This is a genomic window from Amycolatopsis sp. NPDC004079, assembly GCF_040610415.1.
GTDB classification, from domain to species: Bacteria; Actinomycetota; Actinomycetes; order Mycobacteriales; family Pseudonocardiaceae; genus Amycolatopsis; species Amycolatopsis halotolerans.
Map to the genome: position 1 here is coordinate 46151 of NZ_JBEXMH010000010.1, position 13096 is coordinate 59246.

Sequence of the window (13096 nt, forward strand, 5' to 3'; positions counted from 1 at the left end):
TCAGAGCAAGAAGTGGAACAACGGACTCCCCGGTTCCACCTGCTCCACCTGCAACGGGCTCTTCTCCAACCGCGCCAGCAGCCCCGGCAGGTCCGCGCGTCGCGGGATCTCGACGCCGATCAGCGCCGGACCGATCTCCCGGTTGTTGCGCTTCACGTACTCGAACCGCGTGATGTCGTCCTCCGGCCCGAGGATTTCGTCAAGGAACCGCCGGAGTGCGCCGGGTTCCTGCGGGAAACTGACGAGGAAGTAGTGCTTCAACCCCTCGTGCATCAGCGAGCGTTCGAGGATTTCGCTGTACCGGCTGACGTCGTTGTTGCCCCCGGACACGATGCACACCACCGTCTGCCCCGGCTCGACCTGCACGCTGGTCCCGAGCGAAGCGGCCGCGAGCGCACCCGCGGGTTCGGCGATGATGCCGTCCGACTGGTACATCGACAGCATCTCCGTGCACACCGCGCCCTCGGCGACGGACGTCAGATCCGCGCCGCTGTCCCGGATCAACGGGAACGTCACCCGGCCGGCCTCGCGCACAGCGGCACCGTCGACGAACGGGTCGACCGCGTCGATCCGCACCGGCTGGCCCGCCTCGATAGCCGCCGCCATGCACATCGCGCCCGCCGGTTCGACGCCGACGACCCGGATGTCCGGATGCCGCTCGCGGACCCATGTCGCGATCCCGGCCAGCAGCCCACCGCCGCCGACCGGCACGACCAGGACATCTGGCACGAAGCCGAGCTGCGAAACCACCTCGAGCGCGACAGTGCCCTGACCGGCGACAGTGCGGACATCGTCGAACGCCGGCACGAGCGTCGCCCCAGTGCGGTGAGCGTCGTCTTTAGCCGCGGCGAAGGCGTCTTCGTACGTCTCGCCAACGACGATGACCTCGATGTGCGCGCCACCGAGCGCCGCAATGCGCTGACGCTTCTGACGAGGCGTCGTACCCGGCACGTACACGCGACCGTTCGCCCCTAAACGGCGACACGCGTACGCGACACCTTGTGCGTGGTTGCCCGCGCTCGCACATACGACACCGCGCGCCCGCGTCGCAGCGTCGAGCTGCACGATGAAGTTGTACGCGCCGCGGATCTTGTACGAGCGCACCGTCTGCTGGTCTTCGCGCTTAAGCCAGACGCGCGCGTCTACGCGGGACGAGAGACGCGCGTTGGGCTCAAGGGGCGTGCGCGTGACCACGCCCGCGAGCCGTTCGGCGGCCTGCTCGACCAGTTCTGCGTTCACCGTGTCGATGTCGTGCACTCGGGTGAATGTACTTCGCACCCGGTGACCACTTACGGGGCACTCACGTCACAGGCTGCGTTCACGTCTTCGGCACCGCCGGGTACGGGACGAAGGTGCTGGTGTTTTCGTCGACCGTGAGCGGCTTGCCGATCGCCGGAAACGCGCGTTGCGAACAAGCAGGCCGGTCGCACACTTTGCACCCCATGCCGATCGGTGTCGCGGCGGCGGGTTCGTCCAGGTCAAGGCCGGTTGAGTAGATCAGCCGGCCGGCGTGCCGCAGCTCGCAGCCGAGACCGACGGTGAATGTTTTGCCCGGGCTGCCGTAGCCGCCGATGTTGCGCGACACCGTCCGCGCGACCCAGAAGTACCGCTTGCCGTCCGGGAGCGCGGCGATCTGCGTGAGGATCTTGCCCGGCGAGGTGAAAGCCTCGTAGATGTTCCACAACGGGCAAGCGCCGCCGACGCGCGAGAAGTGAAAACCCGCCGCGGACTGGCGTTTCGACATGTTCCCGGCCCGGTCCACGCGCACGAACGAGAACGGCACGCCGCGCTGTTTTGGCCGTTGAAGAGTCGACAGCCGGTGGCAAGTGGTCTCGAAACCGACGCCGAAGTGGTCGCAAAGCCGCTCGATGTCGTACCGGAACTCCTCCGCCGCGGCCAGGAACGGGCTGTACGGGAGGATCAGCGCGCCGGCGAAGTAGTTCGCAAGGCCGACCCGCGCGAGCGTCCGCGCGGCCGGGCCGGAAAACGCCCACGAATCGGCAAGTTCGGTGATCAGGTCGTCGTATTCCAGCAGTGCGATCTGAGACGCCATCCGGAACGCCTGCTGTCCGACCCGCAGGCTCGGCGCCAGCCGCAACACCCGCGTCGCCGGCTCGTACCGGTGCTGTTCACCTGCGGATTCGTTGATGCCCTCGCTTGTCACGTCGACGCCGTAGCGCTGCCACAGCCGTTCCTTGAGCGACCCGAGCACCGCTCCGCGCCGCAGCGGGATCTCAGCGGCCATCCGTTCGGCGCGCTCATCGAGTTCGGCGACGTAGTTCTCCCGCTCGTAGAAGAAGTCGCGGACCTCCTCGTGCGGCAACGGTGCGGCGGCGCTCCCGTGCAGGCCCAGGCCATTTTCCGTGGTCAGCGCGGCCGTGCTCTCGACCGCGTTGCGGTAGCTGCGGTGCAGTTTGACCAGCGCCTGGGCGATAGACGGCAGGTTGCTGGCCAGGTCGTTCAGTTCGCTCGTGGTCGCTTCGACGCCCACCGCCTCGTCAAGCAGGGCTTCCTTCACATCGGCGACAAGCCGCGACGTGTCGTTGTTGGCGAAAAACTCTGTGTCGACGCCGAACGCCTGCGTGATCCGCAGCAGCACTGGCACCGTCAGCGGGCGCGAGTTGTGCTCGATCTGATTGAGGTAACTGGGTGAGATCTCGAGCACACGGGCGAGGTCCGCCTGGCTCATCGACCGGCTTTCGCGCAAATGCCGCAGCCGCGCCCCGGCGAAAGTTTTGTCCATGAGTGCTCCGTCCGGCCGGAAGGTTTCCGGGCCTGAACGATTACGTGAACGATCAAGCCCGCGAATTTTCGCTGCGGTTGCGAACGGCTGATTCGCAACCTTTGCAACATGCTAGGCAATCTTCGCAGAAATTGGCAAATTGGAGCGGTAGACCAGGTTTTCGTGCTCGTGTCAGGGTCGTGACCAGGCAAGGCGAGCAATCGCAAACTTCGCAACACGGGAGAGTCCGATGACCGAGCAGGCCAATCAGCTCGAGCAGGCGGCGGCCGAGCTGGCCGAGCAGTGGAAGACCGACCCCCGCTGGGCGGGTGTCCAGCGGACCTACTCCGCCGCCGACGTCGTGAAGCTTCGCGGTTCGGTCGTCGAAGAGCACACCCTCGCCCGCCGCGGCGCGGAGAAGCTGTGGGAGCTGCTGCACAGCGAGGACTACGTCCACGCGCTGGGCGCCCTCACCGGCAACCAGGCCGTGCAGCAGGTGCGCGCCGGCCTGAAGGCCATCTACCTGTCCGGCTGGCAGGTCGCCGCCGACGCCAACCTCTCCGGCCAGACCTACCCGGACCAGAGCCTCTACCCGGCCAACTCGGTCCCGGCCGTCGTCCGCCGCATCAACAACGCGCTGGGCCGCGCCGACCAGATCAACTGGGCCGAGGGCAACGGCGACATCGACTGGTTCGCCCCGATCGTCGCCGACGCGGAGGCAGGCTTCGGCGGTCCGCTGAACGCGTTCGAGCTGATGAAGGGCATGATCGCGGCCGGTGCCGCGGGCGTGCACTGGGAAGACCAGCTCGCTTCCGAGAAGAAGTGCGGCCACCTCGGCGGCAAGGTCCTCATCCCGACCAAGCAGCACGAGCGCACCCTGAACGCCGCCCGTCTCGCCGCCGACGTGCTGAACGTGCCGTCCCTGGTCGTCGCCCGCACCGACGCGCAGGCCGCGACCCTGCTGACCAGCGACGTCGACGAGCGCGACCAGAAGTACTTGACCGGCGGCCGTACCGCTGAGGGCTTCTACGAGGTCAACAACGGCATCGAGCCGTGCATCGACCGCGGCCTGGCCTACGCGCAGTACGCCGACCTGCTGTGGATGGAGACCTCCACGCCGGACCTCGAGGTCGCCCGCAAGTACGCCGAGGCGATCAAGGCGCAGTACCCGGACCAGATGCTGGCCTACAACTGCTCGCCGTCGTTCAACTGGAAGAAGCACCTCGACGACGACACCATCGCGCGGTTCCAGCGCGAGCTCGGCGCCATGGGCTACAAGTTCCAGTTCATCACGCTGGCCGGCTTCCACGCGCTGAACTACTCGATGTTCGACCTGGCGCACGGCTACGCCCGCGAAGGCATGAGCGCCTACGTCGACCTGCAGGAGCGCGAGTTCGCTTCGGAGGAGCGCGGCTACACCGCGACGAAGCACCAGCGCGAGGTCGGCACCGGCTGGTTCGACCTGGTGTCCACCGCGCTGAACCCGGAGAGCTCGACCACCGCGCTCAAGGGCTCGACCGAAGAAGACCAGTTCCACTGACGCACCCCGCGGGCCGGCGATTCCGGTCGCCGGCCCGCCCCTTCCCTTTCCCCCTTCGCGGAGGTACGAGATGGCTGACACGTTGAACACCCGCATCGAGGTCACCGGGCCCGCCGATGGCCGCTTCGCCGAGATCCTCACCCCGGCAGCACTGGACTTCGTAGCCAAACTCGACAACACCTTCGCCGGACGCCGCCGCGAACTCCTCGACGAGCGCCGCCGCCGTCGCGAGCGGCTGCAGTCGGGGGAGGAGCAGCTGGACTTCCTGCCCGAGACCCGGTCGATCCGTTCGGACGAGAGCTGGCACATCGCCCCCACCGCGCCCGGTCTCGAGGACCGGCGCGTGGAGATCACCGGCCCGACCGACCGGAAGATGACGGTCAACGCGCTCAACTCCGGCGCGAAGGTCTGGCTGGCCGACTTCGAGGACGCGACCTCGCCGACCTGGCACAACGTCGTCGACGGCCAGCTCAACCTGTTCGACGCCATCCGCCGCAACATCGACTTCACCACCGAAGCGGGCAAGCGCTACACGATCGGCGACGACCCGGCGACGATCGTCGCCCGCCCCCGCGGCTGGCACCTGGTCGAGAAGCACATCCGCATCGACGGCCGCCCGGTTTCGGCGAGCCTCGTGGACTTCGGCCTGTACTTCTTCCACAACGCCCGGCAGCTCCTGGCCCGCGGCAGCGGCCCGTACTTCTACCTGCCGAAGCTGGAAAGCCACCAGGAAGCGCGGCTGTGGAACGACGTGTTCCTGCTGGCGCAGAAGGAACTCGGCATCCCGCGCGGCACGATCCGCGCGACCGTGCTGATCGAGACGATCACTGCGGCGTTCGAGATGGACGAGATCCTCTACGAACTGCGCGAGCACGCGGCGGGCCTGAACGCCGGGCGTTGGGACTACATCTTCAGCGTCATCAAGAACTTCTCCGCGCACGGTGCCGACTTCGTGCTGCCGGACCGCGCCCAGGTGACGATGACGGTCCCCTTCATGCGCGCCTACACCGAACTGCTCGTCAGCACCTGCCACCGTCGCGGGGCGCACGCGATCGGCGGGATGGCGGCGTTCATCCCGAGCAAGGACCCGGTCACCAACGAGAACGCGCTCGAAAAGGTCCGCCAGGACAAGGAACGCGAGGCCGGTGACGGCTTCGACGGTTCGTGGGTCGCGCACCCCGGCCTGGTCCCGGTGTGCCGCGAGGTCTTCGACCGCGTGCTCGGCGGCTGGCCGAACCAGCTCGGCAAGCTGCGCGAAGACGTGACGGTCGACGCTTCGGACCTGCTCGACGTCGCAAGCGCCGGCGGTGAGGTCACCGAAGCGGGCGTGCGGGCGAACATCAACGTCGCCCTCCGCTACATCGACTCCTGGCTGCGCGGCACCGGTGCCGCGGCGATCCACAACCTCATGGAAGACGCCGCGACGGCCGAGATCGCGCGGTGCCAGGTGTGGCAGTGGATCCGCAACGGCACGAAGCTCGAGGACGGCACGGCGCTGACCCACGAGCTGGCCGGCGAATTCCTGGACGACGAACTGGCGAAGGTCCGCGCAGACCTCAGCCCGTCGGCCCGTCTCGACGATGCCCGGGCGATCTTCACCGAGACCGCCCTCGGCGAGAAACTGCCGAGCTTCCTCACGACGGTCGCCTACGCCCGCTACCTGACCGAGCGGTGACAAGCTCCGGTCGCCAGTGACCTGACCACCGGCGACCGGTTACCCCGCACCACATTTTGGGATGGTGCTGGGAACGGGTCCGGTGGCGGAGGCTCCCCGCCACCGGACCCGGGTCTTTCCGGACCCGCGCTCTTTCGCCGCTGAGCGGCGAGAGGCGCGGGTTTTCGGTTTCCGCGGAGTTTTCTGACGCTCTGGGCTTGGGCTTTCGGTCTGATGTCGGGGCTTCGCGCTGGGGCTTGGCCTGGGTTTTGCTCGCTTCCGGGCTTCGCTTGAGGTCGTTCGTGTCGTGCTGGCGTCGCCCGGCTTTCTGGGCGCTCATACGCGGCTCTTTGCTAGATTCCGGGACCATCAGGACGAGCCGTTCGCTCTCGGGTCCTTGCTAGTGCCTGCCCACGAGTCGCGCTCGTTCTCCGGCCTGTTCACCCTGCTCAGCTTGGACGCGTCCAGCAGCCCGATCCATCCGGCCAGGCGCGTCCCGTCGAACAGCCGCGTTCCGCGAGGGTCTTTGCCGAACCGAACGTCCGATCTGCTTAACCGGTATCCGGGCCCCGACCGCGCCAAGCCAACGCGCTCCGGACGGACGGCCCCGTCGAAATCAGACACCTCGCCCCGTCCTGTCGATTGACCTGAACGGGCCGCGCAGAAGTCGCCGATCCCGGCGGCGGTCGCCCGAACTACCGTCGCCGCTCAGTGGCGAATACCTGGTCAACACCGCTTTTTGAGCAACCAGCGCGCCGCTGGCCACCGCAGCCCGTTCCATCGGCAGCGACCCCGGCACTCCTCCTCCCGCCTGCTGATCACCCCTTGCCTATTTGATTCGACATACATATATTGCACATGTAACTACCTGGGGGAGCGTCGCCGGCGAGGGTGCCGAGCAGCTTCCGATCTCACTCTCACCCGGAGAAACCATGCACTGGCTCTACCTCGGCATCGCTGTGTTCTTCGAGATCGCTTTCGCGCTCGGGGCCAACGCAACCGACGGGTTCACCAAGCTGTGGCCGTCGGTGTTCACGCTGGTCATGGCGGCCGGCGGCATCTTTTTCCTCAGCCGCGCCCTGCTGACCATGGACGTCGGCGTCGGCTATGCGATCTGGACTGGTCTCGGCTCGGTCGGCATCGTGCTGCTGGGCGCGCTGATCTTCAAAGAGAAGCTCAACTGGCGCAAGCTCATCGGCTTCGGCCTGGTGGTCTGCGGCATCATCGGCCTTCAGCTGACCGGTGCCTGACTCTCTTCTTCCTGCCCTCGAAAGGATTTCCGTCGTGTCCGTTCAGCCAGAAGCCGCACCAGTCGTCGCACCGGAAAAGACGCAGACCAGTCGCCGAGCGTGGGGCATTCTCCTCTTCGCCGGTGTCTGCGAAATCGCGTTCGCCGTCAGCACGGACGGCAGTCGCGGCTTCACCAACCTGTCGTGGTCGATCGCCACCGTGATCACTGCCGCCGCAACGATCTTCACCCTCAGCCTGGCCTTGCGCACCATCGACGTCGGCGTCGGCTACGCGGTCTGGACCGGGATCGGCGCGAGCGGTGCGGCGATCTTCGGCGCGATCATCTTCGGCGAAAGCCTGGGACCGCTGCGCATTCTGTTCCTCGCAGTGATCATCACCGGAGTCATCTGCCTCAAACTTGCTGGCGGCTCAACCGATTCGGCGAAATCCGACGACTGACCGTATCCAGTCCGACGTCCCACTGACACTCGCCAGCGGCCGCCAACCTGCCTAAATCTCGCCACAGGCACAGTAATCACGGCTTTTTCACTACGCTGCACCGGCGCGGCACCACTGCCTGCGAAGAACCTGGAGGCCAGTCGAATGCCCATGGCGACGGTTAACGACCGCCCGATCTTCTTCGCTGACACCGGGGGAGACGGACCGGCCTTGTTGCTGGGACACGGCTACTTCCTGGATCACTCAACCTTCTCGCCGCAAGCAGAGATGCTCGCGCCGGAGCAGCGCCTGATCACCTGGGACGCCCGCGGCCACGGACAAACCCCGGACGACGACGTCAGCACGTCATACACCTATTGGGACCAGGCCAAAGACGCACTCGGCCTGCTGGACCACCTCGGCATCGAGCGCGCTGTCGTAGGCGGACTTTCCCAAGGCGGCTTCACGGCGCTACGAATTGCGCTGCTGGCACCCGAGCGGGTCGCAGGATTGGTGCTGTGGGACACCGAAGCAACACCGTGCGACCCAGCCGACAAGGCAGCCTACGGCGGCATGTTCGCAGCCTTACGCGAATACGGACCAGTTGATGACCTGATCATACCCCTGTCCACGCAACTGCTCGGAGAATCGGCCCTCCGTAGCGAATTATGCGCACGATGGCGTGCCGCTCCCGCGCTGCCGCTAGGCCCGGCCGCGCACTGCCTGCTGGAGCGAGACGACGTCTCGAACCGCTTGAACGAAATCACCTGTCCGACGCTGCTGATGTGTGGCGAGCAGGACGTTTCCCTCCCGCGCGACCGTATGGACCTGCTGGGCGAACGCCTGCCAAACGCTGGCGACGTGCACGTCATCCACGGTGCGGCCCACACTCCGACCCTGACTCACCCAGAGCAGGTCAACCCGTTGCTGCAACAGTTCCTGCGGACGTTGGCCTGACCGGTTTCGCCAATCACTCCAAGCCGGACTGTTAACTACGCAGCCGACGATGCGTCCAGGCCGCACTCGACCAGAATGCCCGGCTCTCGCCAGCCCCATGCCGCGCAGCTCAACGGTCTCCCGGCGATGCGAGGCTCGCCGAGCGCTCAATTGCATGCACGCACATGTGCTATACAAGAGGTCTCTGCACCGCTTCTCGGTGCTGGACAAGGTTTGCCGGAGAGGTCGTTCGCGTGGCCACCACACCTTCCCCTGGACGCAAGTCAGCAGGGGCGAAACTCACCACCCTCGGCGCGATGTGGCCCCGCATGATGGCCCTTCGCAGCCGCGTCGACCACGAGGTCGAGCAAGCGTTGCAACGGCAGTTGCACCTGGGCTTCTCGGAGTTCGTCGCCCTGATGTCGCTAGCCGACCGCCCCGACGGCGAGCTCCGCATGCAGGAACTGGCTGACGCGACGTCGCTCAACCAGAGCTCCGCGACTCGCCTCGTCGGCCGCCTTGAGCGTACCGGTCTGACCGAACGACGTCTCTGCGAATACGACCGCCGCGGCGTCTACACCGGAATCACCGACGCCGGACGCGTCACGTTGCGCAAAGCCGTCCCGGTCTACGAAGCTGCCCTGGCGAGCGCCTTCGACCGCGTGGCAGCAGACCCCGACTACCGCGACCTGATCGCCGCCGTCGACCCCCGCTGACAAGTGTCCTGATCAGGGATTCGCCACTGAACGGCGAATCTCGCGAGCCTCCGCCGAGCGGCGCGTCCTACACCTCGAACGCGTTGCCAGTCGCGATCTTCGGCCGCCCCAACTCTACCGGCTCGCCGAGACGCGCCCGCCGGTAAACCTCGACGGTCGCCTCCGCGATCCGCCCCCAATCGAAGTCCGCGCCGAGCCGAGCCTGCGCCGCACGCGCCCGCCGGGTCGCGGCCGGAACGTCGCTCAAGACAGTTGTCACGGACGAGGCGAGCCCGGAGACATCACCCGGCGCGAACGCCAGACCGGTCTCCCCGTCGATGACAACCTCGCCGAGCCCGCCTGCGGTCGAAGCCACCAACGGTGCCTTCGCAGCCGCAGCCTCCAGCGCAACGATCCCGAACGGCTCGTACCGGCTCGGCAGCACGACCGCGTCGGCAGCGGCCAGGAGAGCGCGTAAGTCGCGGTCGGAGAGATGACCGACGAAGTCCACCGCCCGGCGAATCCGCAGCTTCCGGGCCTGCGCGACGAGTTCGTCGTGATGTCGCCCTTTCCCGGCAACGACCACTCGCGTCCCGGGGAACTGACGGCGGATCCGGGGTAGCGCGGCCAGCAGGTCTTGCACGCCCTTTTCCCACTCCAGCCGACCGAAGAACAGCAGGAACGGATCACCGTCCGGACTGTGCTGCGCCCGCATCCTCGCGACTTCGCCGGACGACACGCGCCAACTGCGTCCCTCGATGCCGTTGTGGATCACCGCGACGTCGGCCGGGTCGATCTCGAAGAGGTGCGCGACCTCTTTGCACATAGCCTGCGAACAGGTGATCACCGCGTCGGCGCGATTGGCCAGCCACCATTCGACCGAATGCACCTGCTGGTTGAGCGGATGGGACAGCCAACCCGAATGCCGGCCCGCTTCGGTCGCATGGATCGTCCCGACGAGCGGCACCCGAGCAGCCTCAGCGACAGCGATCGCCGGATGCGTGACCAGCCAATCGTGGGCATGGACGACGTCGGGTTGCCACGTGCGGAGCAAATCCTGCGCCGCCCGGATCATGGCGTGGCCCATAGCGAGCGTCCACGCGACGAGATCCCGCTCGAAGGTCAGGTGCATCGGATCCTCGGCCACGCGGACGACCCGGACCCCCTCGATGACCCGGTCGCTGCGCGGATGCGTCGACGCGTCGGTGCCTGCGGTGTGCCGACAGAGGACGACTACCTCGTGGCCCTGCAGCGCGAGGTGCCGCGCCAGCGCGTGAACGTGCCGGGCCAGCCCGCCGATGACCACCGGCGGATACTCCCAGGACAACATCAGCACGCGCATGGCCCGAGGTTACTCGCCAGTCGCTTACCCTGGGGCGGCCGCCCGAACGACCGCCGGAAAGCCGCGTCGACATCCGGCTGAAAAGTGCCCGAGCAGTGGAGAATCCGCTGTTCAGAGCGTTTCGCCAAAAAACGGCAACAGCCTCTAATCGGCCGGTTGGCCAGCCTGCGACGACAGTATCCGCGCAGCTCAGCACTGCTGTTCCAAGCCGGTAACGACCGCCAAGCCGATGCACGAGTTCCTACCGCAGTCACCTGCTGAGACTGCAGCCTTCACTCGCTGCTGGCACCCGTTGCTACCTCGCGCTGAAGCGGGCTCGCCAGCGGCTGACCAGCTATTAGCCACTGAACGGCGAAACGGTCGTCGACACCAGCTCCACGATGTCGTCGCAGGAGGCTCCGCCGAGAACCAGCCATCAGCCGCCGACCGTCGGCAGTCGACATCGGCCATCGATCAGAACCCGTTCACCGGCTGCCCGAGCATCCCTCAAGCCATGCCGCGGATCGCGATTCTCTGCCACCATGATCGGTGATGACTCCAACAGAGCCCGAATGGCAGCGCGCGGATCCGCCGCTGACCACACCGTGGACCGACCGAGTCGACCCGGCCGCGGTGCTGCCCGAGTACCCGCGTCCCCAGTTGCGCCGGCCGGAATGGCTGAACCTCAACGGCATCTGGGAGTACGCGGGCTGGCCTGCTTCGCCCACGGAGCCGCGGCCCGTCGGCTACAGCGAACGCATCCTGGTTCCCTTCGCGCCGGAATCCGCGCTCTCCGGAATCGGCCGACGCGACGAAGTGCTGTGGTACCGGCGGCTGTTCGAGGTTCCGGAAAGCTGGAGCGGGCGACGGGTATTGCTGCATTTCGGTGCAGTCGACCAGAAAGCCGAAGTGCGGGTCAACAACCAGACGGTGGTCACCCATGAGGGCGGGTACACGTCGTTCTCAGCGGACATCACGGATGCGCTCCGTGCATCAGGACCGCAGGAAATTACCGTTCGCGCAGAGGACCGTACGGACATCGAGCCGTACCCGATCGGCAAGCAGCGCAACGAACCTGGCGGTATCTGCTACACGCCGACGTCGGGAATCTGGCAGACCGTGTGGGTCGAGCCGGTGCCGAACGAGCACATTTCCGGCCTCGAAGTCACCTCGGACCTGTGTAGTGTCTCGGTGTTTCCGCAGGTCGCTGGTGGCACTCAAGTGGAGTTGATCGTTTCGCCGCAAAACGGCAACGAGGCGGCGCGTGTTCGGGGCACCGCCGGCGCACTGTTGCGGGCTAACCTTCCGGAACCCCATCCGTGGTCTCCGGATGATCCGTTTCTCTATGACATCACTGTCCGCCTTCTGGATGCGCACGGTGATGTCCTGGACGAGGTTGCCAGTTACTGCGGCCTGCGAACGGTAGAAATCGTCCCGGATGTCGACGGACGGCCACGAATCGCGTTGAACGGCCGGATCACCTTCCTGCACGGACCACTCGACCAGGGCTACTGGCCGGACGGCGGTTACACGGCTCCGACGGACGAGGCGCTCAGGTTCGATCTCGAGAAGACGAAGGAACTCGGGTTCAACCTGGTTCGCAAGCACGTCAAGGTCGAGCCCGCGCGCTGGTACTACTGGGCGGACCGGCTGGGTTTGGCTGTCTGGCAGGACATGCCGTCGCTGGTCGTCTCGTTCGCTGGCCCGCCCGGGCACGCGCCGGATCCCTTGCCCGAAGGACAGCGGCGATTCGAGGCCGAGCTGCGGGAAATGATCGCCCAGCTGCGCAATGTCACGTCGATCGTCGCCTGGGTGCCGTTCAACGAAGGCTGGGGAGAATTCGATACGGCCCGGATGGCAGCACTCGTGAAGGAACTCGACCCGACCCGGCTGGTGATCGCCAACAGCGGCGTGAACTGTTGCTTCTCCCGCCCGGACGCCGGGGCCGGCGACATCTACGACGACCACACGTATGTCGGGCCGGGGGAGCCGCGTGAGGGGGACCATCGCGCATTAGTGGACGGCGAATACGGCGGCCTGGGCTTAGTCCTAGAAGACCACATTTGGCCAGGTCAGCCCAATGCCTACGAAATGACGACCGATTCGGCACACCTCACTCGCCGGTACGCGGAGGTGAGCGAACGCCTCGAAGGGTTGGTTTCCGAGCTGGGATTGTCCGGCGCGATCTACACTCAGACCACTGATGTGGAGAACGAAGTGAACGGCCTCCTCACCTACGACCGCCGAGTGCAGAAGCTCGACTTCGCCGACGCCGCGAACCACAACCGAGCGGTGATCGCGCGTGGTTCGTACCCCGAGGTGAAGACCGCTGCCGAGTTGGCTGACGAGGCTCCGGACAGCCGTTGACCTGCGATTCGCCACTGAGCGGCAAGACAAGATATGCAGCCCTGCACAGGGGCTGTGGCCTGGGGGCAAACCAGGCCACCTTGCGGTTCGCTGCTCACCGGCGACGAACTGGCCGACGGCATATCGAGGGTGACGTGATGCCGCCCGGAGCGGAGGTGCTGCTTCGCGCCCTCGCCGGTCAGCGGCTACAGCG

Annotated in this window: 10 protein-coding genes; 7 read left to right on the forward strand and 3 right to left on the reverse strand. The window is 66.5% G+C overall.

Translation table 11 applies throughout. The features are described from left to right. Complete coding sequence (ilvA, locus tag ABZX37_RS13445) at positions 1-1257, reverse strand: threonine ammonia-lyase IlvA (RefSeq protein ID WP_354739157.1); 1257 nt, start codon at positions 1255-1257, stop codon at positions 1-3. Between the two features lie 61 nt (positions 1258-1318). After that, positions 1319-2743, reverse strand: a complete 1425-nt coding sequence (locus tag ABZX37_RS13450; RefSeq protein ID WP_344285467.1) for a short-chain fatty acyl-CoA regulator family protein — start codon at positions 2741-2743, stop codon at positions 1319-1321. Between the two features lie 229 nt (positions 2744-2972). Here ABZX37_RS13450 and aceA point away from each other — a divergent pair, with 229 nt between their 5' ends. From aceA to ABZX37_RS13480, 6 genes are all read left to right on the forward strand, one after another. Further along, positions 2973-4262: an isocitrate lyase gene (gene aceA, locus ABZX37_RS13455; protein WP_354739159.1), complete on the forward strand. Its 1290-nt coding sequence runs from the start codon at positions 2973-2975 to the stop codon at positions 4260-4262. A 70-nt stretch (positions 4263-4332) separates the two neighbouring features. Next, a complete protein-coding gene (gene aceB, locus ABZX37_RS13460) occupies positions 4333-5937 on the forward strand; it encodes a malate synthase A (protein ID WP_354739161.1) in 1605 nt (534 codons plus the stop codon). A 911-nt stretch (positions 5938-6848) separates the two neighbouring features. Further along, a complete protein-coding gene (locus tag ABZX37_RS13465; protein WP_354739163.1) occupies positions 6849-7166 on the forward strand; it encodes a multidrug efflux SMR transporter in 318 nt (105 codons plus the stop codon). Between the two features lie 34 nt (positions 7167-7200). Continuing rightward, positions 7201-7605 carry a multidrug efflux SMR transporter gene (locus ABZX37_RS13470; RefSeq protein ID WP_354739165.1) on the forward strand — a complete coding sequence of 135 codons (405 nt, stop codon included), beginning with the start codon at positions 7201-7203 and terminating at the stop codon, positions 7603-7605. Between the two features lie 144 nt (positions 7606-7749). After that, positions 7750-8541 (forward strand): alpha/beta hydrolase, encoded by a 792-nt coding sequence (locus ABZX37_RS13475; RefSeq protein ID WP_354739167.1) that lies wholly within the window; start codon positions 7750-7752, stop codon positions 8539-8541. 233 nt (positions 8542-8774) lie between these two features. Beyond that, positions 8775-9236: a MarR family transcriptional regulator gene (locus tag ABZX37_RS13480; RefSeq protein ID WP_116198813.1), complete on the forward strand. Its 462-nt coding sequence runs from the start codon at positions 8775-8777 to the stop codon at positions 9234-9236. 67 nt (positions 9237-9303) lie between these two features. On the opposite strand, the gene ABZX37_RS13485 is transcribed toward ABZX37_RS13480, so the two are convergent. Then, positions 9304-10557, reverse strand: a complete 1254-nt coding sequence (locus ABZX37_RS13485; RefSeq protein ID WP_354739169.1) for a glycosyltransferase family 4 protein — start codon at positions 10555-10557, stop codon at positions 9304-9306. A gap of 531 nt (positions 10558-11088) precedes the next feature. On the opposite strand from ABZX37_RS13485, the gene ABZX37_RS13490 reads away from it, so the two are divergent. After that, positions 11089-12903 (forward strand): sugar-binding domain-containing protein, encoded by a 1815-nt coding sequence (locus tag ABZX37_RS13490; RefSeq protein ID WP_354739171.1) that lies wholly within the window; start codon positions 11089-11091, stop codon positions 12901-12903. Positions 12904-13096 lie beyond the last annotated feature (193 nt).